Source organism: Tolypothrix sp. FACHB-123 (genome assembly GCF_014697075.1).
In the GTDB taxonomy this organism is placed as follows: Bacteria; Cyanobacteriota; Cyanobacteriia; order Cyanobacteriales; family Nostocaceae; genus Aulosira.
In genome coordinates, this window is the sequence record NZ_JACJRE010000034.1 from 36,451 (window position 1) to 54,852 (window position 18,402).

Consider the following 18,402-nt stretch of genomic DNA (forward strand, 5'->3'; position numbering starts at 1 on the left):
TTTATCGAAACGCCAAAACTATATTGGACAAAGAAATTTTTTTATTTCCCCCTGATTTAGATCCAAATATTTTTCCTCATTAAGGGACTTCCAAGTACAGCAATATTCAATTGCTATTGTTGACTGTTGGCTGTGAATGAACAGTCAACTAATTGAAGCAGAATAATTGATTTTTTGAAGTTCCCTAATCAACCAGCCAGAGTCTATTTTCTCAGATATCGAGAGCTATGTACTAGTAGCTTATAATACACAGTATCAACTTAGAATCTCGCTGAAGTGATAACTTTTGCAAAGAGCAGCTAATTTAAGTATTTGTATGGTTATTATATGTAAAATTTATAGATGAGCATGGTAAGTGGGCTAAAACCATGTTGAATTTTTGAGTTTGCTAACTAACTTACTCCATGATGATTTGACGATTTTACAATTTCGCCAACTGGGGATGATTGATATTATGCCTAATTCATCGTTTATAGCTGCTAACCAGAAAAATGCTGCAACCAAGCGGGATGTGAAGCAAGTTCCGTTTGTTGAGTTATTCAATCATCGCGTACAGGGAGTAGTTTCTAGCGGTTCTGATATTGAACGGGTATATGTATCTTTTTTTGAAGCCGGAACCCTAGATTATTATTGCAGTACAAATAATAATCGCCCTTGTGGAGGTTTAAGCGGCTATCCCTGCAAACATTTACAAGCTGTGATGAAAGAAGCGATCGCAGCTTACGGTATTGACCAAGTAATAAATTATCTTAAAGTTCCCGGCGACCCCAGTCAAATTACTTCCCTAAACGACATCATCAACCGTCGCGGTACAGTAAAAAAAGAACCAGCCAGCGAAGTCTTCAGCCGTTTTTTAAACTACCTCCGCTACCTAGAATTACAAACCGCTAACTCTCCCCTACCTGAAATGAGTTGGTTTGTTTAATTATAGGGCATGGGGCATGGGGCATTGGGCATTGGGCAGAGACGCGATGAATCGCGTCTGTACAATTTTCAGTTGTTGAAGACAGAAATACAGAAACTAAATTACGAATTACGAATTACGAATTACGAATTAATATCATGGCTTTCCCCGGCGCATTGCATCAAATCAGCGAAAGCAATCAAGAAATATTCGAGTTGATTGCAAGTTTAGATGAGTGTTTTATTACTGGTTTTGCGAATTTAGATGAGCAACATTTACAAACTTTACAATCTATAGAGCGTGTATTTACTGGCACGCCTTTACAACAATCTTTAACTGAATCTACTCAGGCAATTAGCACAAATGAGTTTGTAGATAAGCATTTTGCTGTATTGGCGACTGTCCGCGCTGCTATTCAAGGAGCATTATTTGATACATTACAAGCTCAAGTCAGGAGTTTGTTAGGACGCGCAGCTATAGCTGAAGTAGAACACAAAGATGCAGATGAAGAACCGCCGAATAATGTCAAAGTGTTGTTAGCTAGTGTGCGTCACTGGTTAATGGAAATTGCTTTAGTCGGTTATGCACGTTTAGATATTTCCACGTTGGTTCCGTTTTTAGGGACACTCGAACAAATCCAAGCGGAACCTTTATTAATTAGACAAGCTGCTTTACTGACTGGCTATTTTCATGAATTGATGCGCAATCTTCCCGTCGCTGATAGCCAAGCAATACCTAACTATCGTTGGGTTGATTTGTGGACTCAGGCGATGTTAGGCACTATGCGCCCAGCTATTCTACCGCAATCATCGCCAATATCGGGAAATTTAGAAATTTTAGGTTTAGATTTACGCCAACACGCCAATTTAGTTAGCTTTACAGCCTATGGGTTGCTAAATGCAAACAATCAAACTCAACTGGTGCGAGTTACTCAATCAGCTTACAAGGTAGATGCAATTAATAACGAACAAATTTGGTTGTTATTTCCCAACGCGACTAATTTATTGGATGCTTTCGCCCAAAACCGCAGATTGCAAATTAAAGATGTACCTTTGCTACCTACTGGAGATTTATTGTGGCAAGGTCAAGGTGAACTTGGTGAAAATTATAATTTAATCAAACGGGCGGCGGAATTTTTTGCTGAGAATACAGGTAACAGCTTGATTTATTCTACAGTGGCAGCGTGCGATCGCCATCCCATCCAACTTGCGGAACCGATATATCTCAGTAATTATCAAGTCGTCAAAAATGACGAGAATATTGTTTTAAGTTGGGGTGATGCGGGTGAACTCAGCATTGCTAATGAACGTATCAGCAGTTTATCAGAACTAAATTTAGACATAATCGCCAAATCTCAGCAAATATTCGGCTTATTACGCTTTGATGCGGGTAAATGGTCAGTGCAACCTTTAGCAGTAGCAGTGAAAAACAAAATCACATCTACTGGACAAACCGCAGCATCAGTCATTGCGAAGAAAGATTCCATCAAAAATAGCGTCGTGGGAATTTTACAAGAACGTTCTAGCCGACTACTGCGTAAGGGTTGAGGAAAAATCATGGATACAGAACAAATTGCTCAACGCCGTCAAGTTGTATACTGGCGCTTACTAACCAGTATGTTTGGCTTTAGCGAACAGGGTGCAAATTTTGAACACATGGCGACAGAAGTTGTCAGCGAGTTAAATTTACCCCAATTAATCCTCGACCCTAATATTAGTATTGAAAACTTACTCCACCGCTACCCAGAATTAGAAGCAGATTTTAATAATCCCATTATTCCCCAAGACGACGCGAACGAAGCTGAAACCGCTACCCTACGTCGAGGCTTAGTTTTCTCCAAATTACTCCTCAATGCTTTCGGCCCCAATACCCAAACCGGAGTTGTCACCGCACAACAATACGCGCAATGGCTGAAAGATGTGGGATTTTTAGAAAAAGCCTTGGGATGTCAACCGGGAAGTTTGCGCGGACAAGGGCCGGGAATTGGGAAAAATCCCGGACAGCAAAATCAAGGACAAGGTAGCAGTCAAAGTGGTGGTATGGGTGCGGGTTTAGGTACTGGTGGCGGTTTCACCGTTACCGAAGAACAACTGCGCGCCACCCTCAAAGCGTTGGAAGGTGAATTAATTCACCGCATGGCTTTACATGAAGTCCTCAAAGATGACAGATTAGCCAGTCAACTTACGCCATCAATGGCTTTGGTGGAACAGCTATTACGAGAAAAAGCGAATTTATCAGGAAATGCGCTGAAAAATGCTAAACGGTTGATTCAGGAATATGTAGACGAACTAGCGCAAGTACTGCGTTTACAAGTAGCGCAAGCTGTTGCTGGAAAAATTGATTATTCGGTTCCACCAAAAAGGATATTTCGCAACTTAGATTTAAAGCGGACAATTTGGAAGAATTTAACTAATTGGAACCCCGAAGAACAGAGATTATTTGTTGATAGGTTGTATTACCACCATACAGCCAAGAAAAAAACACCAACTCGCATGATTGTAGTTGTTGACCAATCAGGTTCAATGGTGGATGCGATGGTGCAATGTACAATTCTCGCGTCAATTTTTGCTGGACTTCCCAATGTGGATGTGCATTTATTGGCGTTTGATACGCAAGTCATTGATTTAACAGCTTGGGTACATGATCCCTTTGAGGTTTTATTACGGACTCAATTAGGTGGGGGAACACATATTTATGCGGCGTTAGTGGAAGCTGCACAAAAGATTTTAGAACCAAATAATACGGCGATGGTGTTAATTTCTGATTTTTATGAAGGTGGTAGCGACCAAGTTTTATTTGATTATATTAAGTCTTTGAAGGAGTCGGGGTTGCATTTTATTCCGGTGGGTGCGGTGACGAGTTCGGGATATTTCAGCGTGAATCAATGGTTTCGGGATAAGTTGAAGGAGTTAGGTATGCCGATTTTAACAGGGAGTCCGAAGAAGTTAATTCAGGAGTTAAAGAAGGTGATTGTGAGTTGAAAGAACTCACCCATATTCGCTGCAAAATTTTCTTATTTCGTGATCTCCGCGCCTACAGGGTTTGTTAAAAGAAATGAACCGCCAAGACGCCAAGTACGCCAAGGAAGAAGAGTTTAAAAGAGATTTTACATTAATTATTAGGAGATAAAAATGGCAAGGGTTAAAAGTAATAATACAAGTAGCGGGACGAAAGATAATACTGTGATGTTAAGACAGCCGGCGGAAATGAAATATGCCGAAGAGTTGGAATATTTAGCGTCAATTGATAAAGGTACAAAACCATTTTCTTGGCGACTGTCGCCGCAAATGGTGCGGACTTTTGTGTTGGGAAGTACGCCATCGCAAAAGTTAGATAGGCAAATTGAACAGAAATGGTATGGAGATCGCGCGATCGCAGAACGTGCTATTGTCACTTTAGCCTCTGACCGGGGTTTATTGTTGATTGGTGACCCTGGTACAGGTAAAAGCTGGTTAGCTGAATTACTCGCAGCGGCGATTTCTGGTAATTCAACTTATGTAGTTCAAGGAACAGCAGGAACCACAGAAGACCAAATCAAATATTCTTGGAACGTGGCGATGGTGATTGCATCTGGTCAATCCCGCGATTCTTTGATACCCTCACCAATTATGACAGCAATGCATAGCGGTGCAATGGGCAGATTTGAGGAGTTAACCCGCTGTACTTCCGATGTCCAAGATGCACTGATATCTATACTGAGTGAAAAGTATATTTCAATTCCCGAATTAAAGATAGATAACGTAGCTTTTGCTCAACCCGGATTTAATGTCATCGCTACAGCTAACAGTCGCGACAGGGGTGTCAATGAACTTTCTTCAGCGTTGAAACGGCGGTTTAATTTCGTACACATGCCGGTGGTGACAAATAAGAAGCAGGAAAAAGAAATTATCCTCTTCCGCACCAAGGAATTAATGAACCGTCACGGCTTTGAAGTCGATGTTCCGCCAACATTATTAGATGTATTATTGCAGACCTTTGCCGACTTACGCGAAACCAGCGCCGCCGCCAGTTCCGATGACCAGCGTTTAGAATCAGCACTTTCCACAGCCGAACAAATTGGTGTGTTAGAAGATGCGATTTTACACAGCCGGTATTTTGGCGCGACTAATTTAGAAGCGGGTGCATTAGCTAAATCATTAGTCGGTACTTTAGTACGTCGTCAACCAGAAGATATTTCCGTAATGAATCAATTTTGGCACGCCGTTGTGGAGAAGCGCAGTCAAGAACAAAAAGGTGAATGGGAAGCCTTCCTCGAAGGTGGGAAACAAGCGATGGGTTTATTTTAACCAATATCTCTCTATAACTTTCTTTCCTTCGTGTCCTTCGCGTCTTCGCGGTTCGTTTTCTCTTTTATCTCACGCAAAGGCGCAAAGACACAAAGAAGAACTCCAAATATTTGGAAACTTCCTAAACTATGAGCCTACCAACTGCATTCAACGCACTCCAAGAACAACTCCTCAACGCTGCGAAAAAATTCGCTACCGATGCACAACCATTAAGCGAAATGCTAACCGCTTTAATACAAGACGTAGAAAAAGCCAGCAGCGAACCTTTAGAAATTTTCCCCGTCTGTCATCACTCCCCATCCTCCGCTTTGCAGATGGTGCGACGTTTACGGGAAAAACCGCCGAAAGTCATCTACTTGGAACTGTGCGAAGACTTACAAAACACCGTTGAAAATCTCCGCGATTGTAAATTACCCGTCGCTTTACAAGCTTTCGCTGCGGAATCTGAGCATTTTTCGCCCAAAATCATGCCGTTGAGTGTGGTTGCACCCATTACCGAAGCTTCCGCCGAATATCAAGCGATCGCATTTGCTCTGCAAAATCCCGAAACTCAGCTAGTATTTGTAGATAGGGCGGTGGATTTTGTCTTTCAATGGGAACCCCCCGATACTAAACTTGCTGAAGAATCCGAAGAACCCGCCAGCGATGAAGCGAAAATGCATGGTTCGGCTGTAGGTGTAGAAGTCGGTAGTCTTGTCCCTACTTTTGACCAATTTTTAAGCTTTTTACTCCGCAACTCCAATACCCGCCACTTTTCAGAATGGTGGGATGAATATGTAGAAACCGCAATTATCGGCGCAGACTACGACACCTACCGCCAAGTCATGTTCCTCATCGGTAGCTTAATGCGCCGCTTAGGAACCCGCAATAAAGATATCGAAATCGACCGTCAGCGCGAACGCTATATGTGGACTACCATGAAAAAACACATGGCGGCGCATAATATTGCACCATCGAAAGCTATCTATATATGTGGTGCAGCACACTCCGCTAGCGATGTAGCAGAATATAGCGTTAATAATAATAATCTCTGGGAAATCCCGGAACGCACCCAAACCAAATGGTTATATGGTTTAATTCCTTCTAGTTTTGCGGCTATTGAATACCAATTTCATCATCCAGCCGGTACGGTATCCCTAGCAGAAGCAACTTGGAAAAAGAATCTTAAAGTTACTGGATTAAAGGGATTCTCGCTCAATAAAGAAGAGAAACACACTAAAACAAAGCCAAGTCCTGTTACAGCCACCAATTCCACCCTCGCAGCCTTCTTAACTCGTCCCCCAGAACTAGCCATAGCTGACACAGAACAATTATTGCAATGGTGCGCGGATATTGTCGGATTGGCGCGGAAAAATGCCTATTTAGCCAGTACAGCAGACTCTATCGCCATTTATCAAACCTCAATGCTGCTAGCTGGGATGCGAAATAGAATGCACCCCACACCCTACGATTTTCAAGATGCAGCAATTACCTGTTTAGAAAAAGACCGCACTCCCAAAAAACGCAATATTTACCAACTTTGCCAAATTTTACTCGGAGGCGATCGCATTGGTACGGTTGGTTACGCTTCGTTACCTCCCCTAGCGCAAGATGTGTACGATAGGCTTCAACCACTGGGTGTCAACCTACTTGCACAAACCAACCAACGCGCCTTAATGGATTTCAAACAGCAGCCAGAACTTTTACCCTGTTCTGATGTGCTGTGGCGATTGCATTATTTGTTGGGTGATACGATTGTAAAACCAATTATGGGCGATCGCAGTCTTGGTTCCAAACCAATTCAAGAATCTTGGGAAATTCGCATCGGTAAATACCAACGCCATCTTATTATGGTTGGTTATGAAGGTGTCAGCATCGAGCAAGTTTTAGAACAGCGTCTCAAACAAACAGCTTTCTCTCCCCAAGCCAAAACCAGCGATGTTCTCAAAGCCACGGAAGATAGTATTTTATACGCGCGGAGTTTGCGACTGACTCAAGAACTCGGAGAACACGCAATTTCTCTCCTCAAACAAGAAACAGGTGTCAGCGACGCACCCCAAGTATTTGAACGAGTCCGCAGGTTAGTGCATTATTACCGCGCCACACCCACAGGCTTACCACAATGGATAGAAAATTTTGTCACCACAGGCTACGGACATTACGCCACCTTACTACCCCAAGCCTTCGCAGATAGAGGAACCACCCCCGAACAAATCGCCGGGATGTTGAATTTTATCTTCACCCTGGAAAGTTTAGCTTTATCTCTCGGTTGTAACCGCAGTCAATTATTAATCGGTGTGAAACAATCCAGCCAAGGTTTAGACGACCCCGCCAAAATCGGTTTATTGTGGACAACAGAATGGTTACTAACATTAAGAAAACTAGAAGAAATTCGGGAATTTTTCAATGATGTGATTAACAACGAAATGTTAATTAAATCTTTCCCTGAATACCTAAATGGGTTTATTTTATCTTTAACCTTTGCACCGAGAATTAGTAAATTTGTTGTCGAACTGTTAAGTAAATTATTCGCCACAGTTCCCGATAAAATTTTATTACCTTGGCTACCAAGCCTAATTCTTAAACTGCGACCTCATGCGCAAATTCTCCAAGGATTAATCAAAGAAGCCTCAAGTAATTTCCCGAAGAGTTTAGCCGGCTTTAATAACTGGATTCCTGCATGGTCAAAGCCGCAACCTGATATGCAAAAGCAGGTGCAGCTAGTTGATGCTGCACCCACACTCAGCGAAAGTGAATTAAGAATTAGAGAATTTCTGTTTAATTATTCAGCAACAACTAATGTGTTAGCTAAATTATTAGGTATTGGAAATTTGAGTTGGGAAGATAATCTAGAACTTTCTGAAAATCCCAGCAATAATTTATCTGAATCTGAATCAAAAGCTCAACAATTAATCAATACCTATTCAGCAACCTTAAACTACTTTGCTGCTGTATTGTAATTTATGATAAAGCTAAATCAAATACCCAATGCCCAATGCCCAATGCCCAAAATCTCAAGGGTGGGGTTTCCCCACCCCTACGGGATTTAAAAATCTTCCAAACCCAATGTAAGAAATCGTTCAATGACTGGATCTTTTTCTGCTTTTAATTCCTTATGAGAATCAGATTCCACAACTTCAACAGGTTGCTCAATTTTCGGCTCAATTTTCGGCTCAATTGGCTGATAAATTGATTGTATCGGCTGAGGTGCTTCTTCAACCACAGCAACGACAGGCGAAGCGGGTTGTTGTGGTTTTGGTGGTGATTGCTTCGACTTTTTGCGTTTGGATTTCAACTGAATTTGGGTAATTTGTGTCGTCGCACCCAGTCCCATCATTGTACTAGCGACTGTGTACATTGCATTCTGATTTAAGTATTGTACGCCCAAATATCCGACTGCGATCGCAGATACTGTGGCGGAGATGCTTCCCATGATAATTTGCTGCTGTTTCAACTATTTATCCTTGATTTGCTTGGTAGTTTATACGTATTTAGCTCCTGGAATTAATGTAGCATTAATTACAAATTAGTCTATTGAATAGCCACATTAATGGCCAGCCATCCCGGCAGTTAAATAGACTTAATACACCAAGTCTAGCTAGGCTAATTTTGAATGACTCTTGTAAAACAAGAGCAGTCAGAGCTTTTGAGATTTAGCTCCACTCCTCAATAGCCTAATCTACTGACAACGGTCAACCTTTTGCTACATATTGTTAGAGATAATACAGATACCGCATTTACTTCAAGTTTGCAAGTAACTTTAAACACAAGATGCTCAATCGTTCAATTGAGCACTGCTTAGGAGATCAGGTCAATATTCAGTCGTTATGAGAACCAATGGCAATCATACCGCATCCACGGAAATGCGATCGCATCTTGAAAATGCCTAAATCCGCTTATAAGCCTAAATAGCTCAGTCAACCAGCTATAAAACAAGCATTTCGACTAACTCAATACAAAAGCTGGATATTAATAGTAAAGAAAACTCTATGATGCAATTACATAACAACGATTCGCATCTCATTCTCTGCGTACCTCCGCGTTTACCTTTGCGTACCTTTGCGTTTAAATCTTCACCCTCAATAAGCCACGATTTTATGCAAACCTGTACTAAGGTAATAATTGCAATTTCACTTTTCCAGTAGTAAGCATAGTGTAGCCCATGCTCACTGCCATTAATGATAAAGCAAAGGAAACAAGCGAGATTGGCGCAATAAAAATGACACTACTCATAATTGCATAAGCCAAGCTAGCAGCAATCATCAACCAAGCATATTGACGATTTTGTCCACCATATTTTAATGTCAATATTCCACTAGTTATCAACAACATCACAGGCAAACTAGGAATAAAGTATCCAGAAAAAATTACACTACTTGCCAAAACCTTAATGCCAAAAAGCATCAAAACTAATCCAATAAATCTAATTATAAATTTCATTATCTATTGCTGTGTAGGTTCGCAATAGAATTTAGGTTTGACAGATACAAATTATGCAACATCACCCCCAGTTTTTGTTAGGAGTGACATTGCAAGCCTATAATAGCCATTGACAATTATCTGCAATCATCTTTAGCTAAAGATTTTCGCTAAACTACTTAAGCGTTCGTAAACTGGAATTAAGCGATCGCCTTCAATTTCTACAGTAGAGGTGGGATAATGACGAATAGCCCCCAGCAAAGTTACTTCACCATTTTGGTTAATGGATGTGCTTAAAGCAGTTTGCAGTGCTTGTGCATTTAATTCCTCTTCTGGAGGATGAACTACCTCACCAATTTGGTTGACTAAAACTGGCCCAGCCCAGCTAGAAAGTATATTATTTAAAAAAGCGCGGTCAGCTTTTATCCCGGCTGTTAATGCTTTACGGGCTAATGCAGGATTTTGTTGAGAAGCTTGTAAATAAGCCCTCAGTGTAGGCGTAGTTTTACCAGTTTCGACAAATTGATTTAATTCGGTGACAGAAATAGCGCCTTGAAAATTCCCATACTTTAAAATCACCTGTTCAGCAGCATCAGCATTAGGACTGAAGAATAAAACACTAGCCCCGACTCCTAAAGCTATTGTTTGTCCGATTAATTTAGTAAATTGTCCTTTGCTGAATTGATGGAAAAATTTAAAAATCTGCATTTTATCGAACTTCCTACTATTGTGGAGCATAGAGAAACACAAAAAATCAGCCCTAGTTCTTCATCCTAGGTTGTGCAGAGAAAAGTACAATCTGACTATGGGTTGATTCAGGTGATGATTATGGAAATGGATAAGCGCGATCGCAGATTTTAACGAACTCAAGTATAATTCATAGGCAATAGTTTTATCAGCCACATCTTTTTATCAGGCTAATTAGCATGTCTGAGAATTTTCCTTTCTCCAATTTTCAAGAACTACAACAATGGCATCAGGGAATCAAAGACGCTAACCGCAATAATATTTTTTGTCATTGTCGTAATTGCGGTTATGAATGGATGGATTCAACATTTGATGCTATTTGTAGCCAATGTCATAGCCAAGATGTCGAAACTATTTCATCCTGGCAATTTCCCGATGATTAAATCAGAGAGTTTTTAGATATGACACAAAACTGGTCACAAGAAACCTATATTAAAGCTTATAAATTTGCTGCACAAGCACACCAAGGGCAGAAAATTCCTGGTTCAGAAATACCTTACATCATGCATTTAAGTTTTGTGAGTATGGAAGTAATTGCTGCCCTCAATGAAAATCAAGAATATGATGGTAATTTAGCAATTCAATGTGCAATTTTGCATGATACCATCGAAGATACAAATATAACTTATGAGCAAATAACCAGCGAATTTGGTACAGCAGTCGCTAACGGTGTCCTTGCTTTAACTAAATATAAGAGTTTAGAAAAACACCTGCAAATGGTAGACAGTCTGCAAAGAATCCAACAACAACCAAAAGAAATTTGGATTGTAAAATTAGCAGATAGAATTAGTAATTTGCAACCACCACCATATTATTGGACTAGAGAAAAAATTATCAAATATCGAGAAGAAGCTATTCAAATTTACGAAGCTTTGAAAGATGCAAGTGATTTTTTGGCTTCACGTATAGCTAAAAAAATTACAGATTATCAGTCATTTATTTAGTCTTTGAAAATATTTGCTATTTCTGAATTCTAGAGCTTTTATCTACCAAGGGTTAACACAATTTTTTTCTAATAACAAATACAAAACCCATTTTGTTCTAATAGGAAAGCTTGTATTGATTGCCTCATAAGGCTTTTAGCAATCACCCTTCCGGAAACGCAATGGATGCAACCAGCTATGTATCAACCATAAAGTGAAACGGTATAAGTTGCCGCAGGGTAGCAAAAATCCCACAGATAGAAGTCGTGGGATTACCAATCTTAAAAAGTGAAGGTGGTTCTTAAACTACCAATCACAGCATCATCGTTATTAGTTTGACCAGGATTGGTTAACCAAAACGGGTTTCTGTTGAGGCATTAATTGTTTGCCAAATTTGGCGTAGAGAGCAGGAATAACCAACAAAGTCAAAGCTGTAGATGTAAATAAACCCCCCAAAACTACAATTGCCAAGGGTTGCAGAATTTCATTTCCAGCCCCACTAGCGATCGCCAAAGGCAGCATCCCTAGTGCGGAAGTAAGTGCGGTCATCAGAATCGCATTAACTCGCTCTAGAGAACCGTTGACAATCACATCTTTGAGGGGTATTCCCTGAGCAAACTTATTGTTATAGTTGTCTACCAACAACAAGCCATTGCGGACAGCAACACCAAATAGGGTAATAAATCCAATCAAAGAAGCGATCGAAATCACACCGCACCCAAAATAATTTGAGGCGATCGCAGCGACAGATTTAACAATGGACGATACAATCGTTCTGCCCAACGGGAAATGAATGTACCTTCTTGCGGTAAGGTTTGATTTGCCAGCAGAATGGCACACAGGGCAGGCGAAAGGGTCATAGCCACCAAAGTAGACGCGCAGATTGAGAGCAAATATGCCCAACCCATCGGTGCAAAAATGTTGCCTTCAACACCTGTCAAACTAAAAATTGGTGCAAACACGACTACGATAATCACCGTGGAAAAAATCACGGCTAACCGCACCTGTACAGAGGTTTCATACACCACCTCGAAGGGATGCTTCGGGTTGCCCTGCGCCTGATTGGTTCGCAGTCCCCGATAGCAGTTCTCCATGTCCACGATTGAGTCATCCACAACTGAACCAATAGCTACGACTAAACCGCCCAAGGTCATAGTGTTAATGCCCAAGCCAAAAGCTTTCATGAACATTAAGCCAATCAACAGTGACAGAGGAATTGCACTGAGAGTAATTACGGCGGTGCGCCAATTCATCAGAAACAACAGCATAATCACTGACACGATGATGCCTTGAATCAGGGAACTGCTGACATTACCAATAGCAGTATCAATAAAGTTAGATTGTCGGAACGTCCGCGCCACCTGCACATCAGGGGGAAATGTCGCCTGCAAAGATTGCAACACCGCTTCTACTGCTTTGGTCACGGTGGGGGTATCGACATCAGGCTGTTTGTTAATCATCATCACCACAGCCAGTTGCCCATTAAAACTAGCATCCCCCCGCTTCAGTGCTGCACCCGTTTTGACTTCCGCCACATCTTTGAGCAAAATCGGTTTACCATCTTGCACCTTCACCACAGATTGCTGCAAGTCTGCAATTGATTTTACCTGCCCAATACCGCGTACCAACAGTTCTTGACCACCACCAATTAAGAATCCACCAGGAGCGTTGGAATTTGCGCCTTTGGCAGCATTGGTCACTTCGGTCAGCGAAACATTGAGCGATCGCTCCTAGGGTGTTAACTTTGTACCATTTTAGGTGTTCAAAATTCATGCAAAATATATGCCAGTATTTCTAATCAAGGGGGCTACGCACAGCCTTACCACCCCGATTCAGAACATGGGTATAAATCATCGTGGTTTTTACATCCTTGTGTCCCAGTAATTCCTGCACTGTGCGGATGTCGTAGCTGTTTTGTAATAAATGGGTAGCAAAAGGGATATACGGAAAAATTCCATATAATCCTCCCGTGAAGGGTGGTTATACGGAAAAAATCGGTATAATTCCCAGATAGGGATGTCACAAAGAAGTTTTCCGTATATTCAGACAGAAGTTCGTTGTAATGCTTGATATATTAGAATTGACAAAAGATTATACGAAAACTTTCCGTATAATAAATAGTTATGTGTTTATCACCTTTTGGAACCCCTGGACGAAATTATTTGCCCTGATGGTGTTCATCAAAATTTATGGACTGTCTGACAACACTGATAAATTGCTTGACAATCGCTCCCGATCGCCCCTTGTGCCAAACTGCTCCCATGTCTAAATAAGGGGTTGATTCAGCAATGGGTCGATAGACTACACCCTGATCGTGACGACTTTCCACGCTGGCTTCCACCAGCGCCAAGCCAACGCCCGCTTCCACAAGGCTAACGAGTAATTCCGGTGGTGTGGCTTCTTGCACAATCCGAGGTTGGAAACCCGCCTCATGACACAGGAAAATAATCAGGTCGTAACAATCAGGCTTCACAAAGCGGGGATAGATCAGCATCGGTTCACTTGCCAATGCCGCGAGGGGAATAGTGGGTAACACGGCGAGGGGATGGGCTTTGGGCAACACGAGTACCAAAGGCTCACGCAGCACCAGTTGGGTTAAAAGCTCCGGCTGATTCACCGGAAAGTAGACAAATCCGACATCAATTTCGCCTGCGAACAACGCCTCAATTTGGGGGGCCGTATGCATTCCTTTTAAAACGATCTCCACCCCTGGGGATATTTGACGAAAGGCTTGGATCATTTGGGAAAGCAGGCGATCGAAGGCACAAATCAAATACCCAATCGTCAATCGTTTCGGTTGCGTCCCATTGAATTGCTGGGCAATCCGCGCGGTGCGATCAGCTTGGGCGATCGTTAACCGGGCTTCACCGAGAAACGCTTCTCCGGCTTCGGTTAACGAAACGCCCCGTTTATCGCGGATAAAGAGTTCTACACTCAACTCTTCCTCTAACTGGTGAATTTGGCGACTGAGGGGCGGTTGTTCCATGTGCAGCCGCTCGGCAGCTTTCCGAAAGTTTAGCTCCTCAGCAACAGCAATAAAGTATTTGAGATGGCGAAGTTCCATAATTATCCTTTGGATAAATTACTCATTGGCAATTACTGGGACTGATGTAACGAAAAGCTAGGGTGTTTGAAGATCGGCTTCACCGCTGATACCTTTTGGGTATCAGATTACCACAAAACAAGTCTTGGACAGCTTTTCAGGCATCGTGCATGATGAAGATAACAACACAGAAATCTGCGACGAACGACATTTCAACCATCCACAATCTAAGCGAGACTGCATGAAATTCCAAAACTACAAAACCCTGAATGATTGGACTGGCCGATTACCCTGTCGAGATTTTGTTCAGTTCGTATTAGATCTATTCCCTTTATTAGAGCGTGAATCTTTGTCAGCCGATTGTTCACCCTTGTACAACCAAGAAGACATCTGATTTAGCCCTGGAGGCGCAAATGCAACTCTCAAAACAGGTCAAAATATCATGCCGATTATTTGAAAACCATTGAACTGGATTATCAGGGCGGTAATCTAGTGACCGACCCCATGAACCGCACCTCCCATCCCCGTATCTTTGCGGTAGGTGATTTGAAACTGGGTATGAATCAGGTCTTGATTGCGGCTGCTGATGGTGCATTAGCTGCGACTCAAATCTGGCGTGATATTCGCCGCGCTGAGGGAACTCGGCGATCGCCCCTTATTACTGCTGCCTGAAAAGTTTTGTCATTGCAGTTTCTGAAGGCAAACTTGTCCCGGTTGATCCTGAAACCTACAAAGTCACCAATGGAAAATTGTATCTATTCTACAACGGTGAACATGGCAATACCAAACCCCAGTGGGACGCGGACGAAGCCACTATCCACGCCAATGCTGATGCCCAGTGGAAAAAAGGAGAATTCACGCTGCTTTAATTCCTCAGTTTTGAATTACGTCCAAGAGATTTTTGGCAACCATCCCTTTACATAGTAAGAAAACCATCATGATTAAGCTTTACGGTCACGAAATGTCTGGCAACAGCTACAAAGCCCGCCTGCTACTAGAACTGCTGAAAATCGAGTACGAATGGGTTAAAGTTGATCTGATGATCGGCGAACATAAATCGCCAGAATATCTAGCTCTCAATCCCTTTGGGCAGGTGCCACTATTGATTGATGGTGAGACCAAACTGGCCGATGCTCAGGCGATTTTGGTTTATCTGGCACGGCAGTATGGTGGCGATCAATGGCTGCCGTTGGAGGCTTTACCTCTGGCTCAAATCGTGCGCTGGTTGTCTACGACAGCGGGAGAAGTCCGCCAGGGGCCAGAAAATGCGCGACTGCACTATTTGTTTGGTGCAACCGCCATCAACATTGAGCGTGCCCATCAAAAGGCAGAGCATATTCTGACTCAACTTGATCAGCATTTGAGTACTCATACCTGGTTGGAGTTTGAGCGACCCACGATCGCCGATATCGCCGTTTTCCCTTACGTCGCCCTGGCACGGGATGGCAAAATTGCACTGGATGCCTATCCCAACGTATTGGCATGGATCGATCGCGTGAAGCAACTCCCCGGCTATCTGCCCATGGCAGGCATTTAGATTTTGCGATCGGTAAGGTGGTATTGTCTGGCATTCATTGAGTCTGAAACCATATCTCAGGAGAAAAGCCCCATGGCAAACCCAGGCTGGACACGAGCCGAATCGCCCTTTCATGCAGGCGAACTCGCCATTCAAGCGCGGCTAGGCGCACAGGCGCGAATGGACAAGCAAGGACGACGGGTGATCCGCGAATACCTGCCGGATCAGTTTCGGCAGTTCTTTGCTCAACTGCCCTATGTGATTGTGGGCACGGTAGATGCCACAGGACATCCCTGGGCTTCTATTCTGGTGGGGAATCCGGGCTTTCTTGCCTCTTTGAGCGATCGCACCTTGCAAGTTACTGCCCAGCCGCTGTTTGGCGATCCCTTAACAACCACGCTCGCAGACGGTATCGATATTGGCTTTCTTGGTATTGAACTGCACACGCGCCGCCGCAATCGCCTCAATGGGACGGTCACCGCAACTCATTCCAGCGGCTTTGAGGTACAGGTGGGGCAAAGCTTTGGCAACTGTCCCCAATACATTCAAGCCCGCATGTTTGAGCTAGGCGATGCCGATCCGACTGCGCCAAAACCCGTTTATTCTGTCACCACGTTGGGATCTGTAGAACAAGCCATCATCACAGCAGCCGATACGTTTTTCATCGCCACGGCTTATCAATCTGAAACAGCCGGAGCCGCTAGTGGTGCCGATGTTTCTCATCGGGGTGGCAATCCTGGCTTTGTTCGGATTGATGATGCCCACACCTTGACCATTCCCGACTTTTCTGGCAATTGTCACTTTAATACCTTCGGCAACATCGAGCTGAATCCCCGCGCTGGATTGCTGTTTGTGGATTTTGATCAAGGCAACCTGCTCTATCTGACTGGCATGGCTCACGTCATTTGGGAAGGTGCGGAAATCGCCGCCTACGAAGGAGCTGAACGATTATTCCGGTTCCACCTTGAGCAGGGATATCGGACAGAAGGTAGTCTGCCTTTGCGTTGGTCATCTCCCGATCGATCACCTTTTATGGCGCATATGGGTTCCTGGTAACCGATACCTCACCTGATGGTGCAGGCTTCTGGCATCGTACCGATGGTGTTCGAGTTTATCTGCGGCGGGTGAAGCGGAACGTTAAATCGACCACTTCACTCAGTATACTTGCACTATATTGCTAAAATAATCGATAATCCTTATGGTAACAGCGATTAGTTCGCCTTTGGTCGCGCCGGTGGTGACTTCTACTGGCTCATAAAAATTCTTATACTGCACAAAGACTAACTGCTTGCCATCAGCATCAACCAATGCCGTCACCGGAATCATGACAGCAGATCCAGATTTGGCAGAGGAGGCGATCGCTTTAACCACAATACCTGACATTTGATCGGTTTGGGGATTGACTTTCACGGGATTAATGCCGCCCGTTGCTTAAAATTCATCACCATGCCCAACGTGAGCAAATACAACTGTGGGCGCGCTGATAATTAAACTGGCTGCCAGAATGGAACTCACTAGCATAAAAGGTTTCATAATCACTCCTCACAATGGATACTGATGTAAACAAAAGTTCTCCATAGTTTGCCAAAGGGCAGATGAAATCCAGGTGAAATGGCAGATGTTTTTATGAAGGGGGCTACGCACAGCCTTACCACCCCGATTCAGAACCTGGGTATAATATCATCGTGGTTTTTACATCCTTGTGTCCCAGTAATTCCTGCACTATGCGGATGTCGTAGCCGTTTTGTAATAAATGGGTAGCAAAGATAACCTTGAATGCAGCAGTATGAATCTATAAATTTTGCTATGACAATTACGGAAAATTTGGTTATGCTTACTCTAAGTATTACCGTAATCTTATTACTTACAGGGATTTTCTATCAAGCAGTGAGTGAAGCCTTGGATCGACGCAGACATCCTCCACAGGGTGAACTTGTTGATATTGGGGGATTTTGTCTACATCTCAACTGTATTGGGCAGGGTACACCAACGGTTGTTATGGATGCTGGTGGTGGTGCTCCCTCAATTACATGGGGCTTGGTTCCATCTGAAATTGCTAAATTTACCCGGGTTTGCACTTATGATCGAGCGGGGTTTGGTTGGAGCGATCCCAGTCCCAATATCTCCCGCACCAGTCAGCAGAGCGTTGATGAATTACATTCACTTTTGACTAAGGCTGGAATTAATCCTCCGTACATTTTAGTTGGACACTCATTAGGTGGAGTCAATATGCGGCTGTATGCAAGTCAATATCCAGAAGATGTGGTCGGATTAGTGTTAGTCGATTCTTCCCATGAAAATCAGATGACATCCGAAATGTGGAGGCGCATAAAAATGCAGTCTTGGCTTTATCAAGTTTTGAGGGTTGTCAGTCAAGTTGGAGTGCTGCGATTAATCGGGGAGATGAATCTGTTACCAATTCTTGAGGATATTAAGCGAGAAATTCAAAAATATCCTCTGGCAGTAAAAATCTTATTTGATACCTATAAATCCTTCTGTTACCGTCCCGACTATTCCCGGATTTCTCACAAGTCAGAAAAAAACGCTTAGGTTAGCCAAATTTAGGATAATTTAATTAATACATT

General features: G+C 42.9%; 16 protein-coding genes and 3 pseudogenes. 11 read left to right on the forward strand and 8 right to left on the reverse strand.

The features are described from left to right. Window positions 1-385 precede the first annotated feature (385 nt). The 5 genes from H6G41_RS21145 (at window position 386) to H6G41_RS21165 (ending at window position 8,129) form a co-directional block, all read left to right on the forward strand. The gene (locus H6G41_RS21145; RefSeq protein ID WP_199316243.1) at window positions 386-925 is read left to right on the forward strand and encodes a hypothetical protein; all 540 of its coding nucleotides are present in this window, start codon (window positions 386-388) and stop codon (window positions 923-925) included. A 137-nt stretch (window positions 926-1,062) separates the two neighbouring features. Continuing rightward, the gene (locus H6G41_RS21150; protein WP_190748307.1) at window positions 1,063-2,451 is read left to right on the forward strand and encodes a hypothetical protein; all 1,389 of its coding nucleotides are present in this window, start codon (window positions 1,063-1,065) and stop codon (window positions 2,449-2,451) included. Window positions 2,452-2,460: 9 nt separating this feature from the next. Beyond that, window positions 2,461-3,885: a VWA domain-containing protein gene (locus H6G41_RS21155; RefSeq protein ID WP_190748309.1), complete on the forward strand. Its 1,425-nt coding sequence runs from the start codon at window positions 2,461-2,463 to the stop codon at window positions 3,883-3,885. 150 nt (window positions 3,886-4,035) lie between these two features. Continuing rightward, a complete protein-coding gene (locus H6G41_RS21160) occupies window positions 4,036-5,190 on the forward strand; it encodes an AAA family ATPase (protein ID WP_199316244.1) in 1,155 nt (384 codons plus the stop codon). 128 nt (window positions 5,191-5,318) lie between these two features. Then, entirely contained in the window at window positions 5,319-8,129 is a 2,811-nt protein-coding gene (locus H6G41_RS21165) for a DUF5682 family protein (RefSeq protein WP_190748311.1), read from the forward strand. 86 nt (window positions 8,130-8,215) lie between these two features. Here H6G41_RS21165 and H6G41_RS21170 read toward each other — a convergent pair whose 3' ends face one another. The 3 genes from H6G41_RS21170 to H6G41_RS21180 all read right to left on the reverse strand — a co-directional run bounded on the left by H6G41_RS21170 (window position 8,216) and on the right by H6G41_RS21180 (window position 10,296). After that, a complete protein-coding gene (locus H6G41_RS21170; protein ID WP_190748313.1) occupies window positions 8,216-8,623 on the reverse strand; it encodes a hypothetical protein in 408 nt (135 codons plus the stop codon). Window positions 8,624-9,279: 656 nt separating this feature from the next. Continuing rightward, on the reverse strand, window positions 9,280-9,609 hold the full coding sequence (locus H6G41_RS21175; RefSeq protein WP_190748315.1) for a hypothetical protein: 330 nt from the start codon (window positions 9,607-9,609) through the stop codon (window positions 9,280-9,282). 132 nt (window positions 9,610-9,741) lie between these two features. Continuing rightward, window positions 9,742-10,296, reverse strand: coding sequence for an alpha/beta hydrolase (locus H6G41_RS21180; RefSeq protein ID WP_190748317.1), 555 nt, complete (start codon window positions 10,294-10,296; stop codon window positions 9,742-9,744). 218 nt (window positions 10,297-10,514) lie between these two features. On the opposite strand from H6G41_RS21180, the gene H6G41_RS21185 reads away from it, so the two are divergent. Continuing rightward, a complete protein-coding gene (locus H6G41_RS21185; protein WP_190748319.1) occupies window positions 10,515-10,718 on the forward strand; it encodes a hypothetical protein in 204 nt (67 codons plus the stop codon). An 18-nt stretch (window positions 10,719-10,736) separates the two neighbouring features. After that, on the forward strand, window positions 10,737-11,279 hold the full coding sequence (locus tag H6G41_RS21190; RefSeq protein ID WP_190748321.1) for an HD domain-containing protein: 543 nt from the start codon (window positions 10,737-10,739) through the stop codon (window positions 11,277-11,279). Window positions 11,280-11,588: 309 nt separating this feature from the next. Here the strand turns inward: H6G41_RS21190 and H6G41_RS21200 are convergent. The 3 genes and pseudogenes from H6G41_RS21200 to H6G41_RS21210 all read right to left on the reverse strand — a co-directional run. Beyond that, window positions 11,589-12,985 (reverse strand): annotated as a pseudogene (locus tag H6G41_RS21200) (efflux RND transporter permease subunit); the annotation flags it as partial. Between the two features lie 67 nt (window positions 12,986-13,052). Then, window positions 13,053-13,193 (reverse strand): annotated as a pseudogene (locus tag H6G41_RS21205) (tyrosine-type recombinase/integrase); the annotation flags it as partial. A 223-nt stretch (window positions 13,194-13,416) separates the two neighbouring features. Next, window positions 13,417-14,322 carry a LysR substrate-binding domain-containing protein gene (locus H6G41_RS21210; protein WP_190748323.1) on the reverse strand — a complete coding sequence of 302 codons (906 nt, stop codon included), beginning with the start codon at window positions 14,320-14,322 and terminating at the stop codon, window positions 13,417-13,419. Window positions 14,323-14,733: 411 nt separating this feature from the next. Between H6G41_RS21210 and H6G41_RS21215 the strand changes: the two are divergent. The 3 genes and pseudogenes from H6G41_RS21215 to H6G41_RS21225 form a co-directional block, all read left to right on the forward strand. Further along, window positions 14,734-14,973, forward strand: a pseudogene (locus H6G41_RS21215) (NAD(P)/FAD-dependent oxidoreductase); the annotation flags it as partial. A gap of 265 nt (window positions 14,974-15,238) precedes the next feature. Further along, window positions 15,239-15,838 carry a glutathione S-transferase family protein gene (locus H6G41_RS21220; protein ID WP_190748325.1) on the forward strand — a complete coding sequence of 200 codons (600 nt, stop codon included), beginning with the start codon at window positions 15,239-15,241 and terminating at the stop codon, window positions 15,836-15,838. 72 nt (window positions 15,839-15,910) lie between these two features. Beyond that, the gene (locus H6G41_RS21225; protein ID WP_190748327.1) at window positions 15,911-16,873 is read left to right on the forward strand and encodes a pyridoxamine 5'-phosphate oxidase family protein; all 963 of its coding nucleotides are present in this window, start codon (window positions 15,911-15,913) and stop codon (window positions 16,871-16,873) included. Between the two features lie 99 nt (window positions 16,874-16,972). Here the strand turns inward: H6G41_RS21225 and H6G41_RS35255 are convergent, their stop codons facing one another. Both H6G41_RS35255 and H6G41_RS36225 read right to left on the reverse strand, forming a co-directional pair. Then, a complete protein-coding gene (locus H6G41_RS35255) occupies window positions 16,973-17,227 on the reverse strand; it encodes a hypothetical protein (protein WP_242037995.1) in 255 nt (84 codons plus the stop codon). A gap of 238 nt (window positions 17,228-17,465) precedes the next feature. After that, window positions 17,466-17,609, reverse strand: a complete 144-nt coding sequence (locus H6G41_RS36225; RefSeq protein ID WP_374939440.1) for a tyrosine-type recombinase/integrase — start codon at window positions 17,607-17,609, stop codon at window positions 17,466-17,468. A gap of 38 nt (window positions 17,610-17,647) precedes the next feature. Here H6G41_RS36225 and H6G41_RS21240 point away from each other — a divergent pair, with 38 nt between their 5' ends. After that, on the forward strand, window positions 17,648-18,367 hold the full coding sequence (locus tag H6G41_RS21240) for an alpha/beta fold hydrolase (RefSeq protein ID WP_190748329.1): 720 nt from the start codon (window positions 17,648-17,650) through the stop codon (window positions 18,365-18,367). Window positions 18,368-18,402 lie beyond the last annotated feature (35 nt).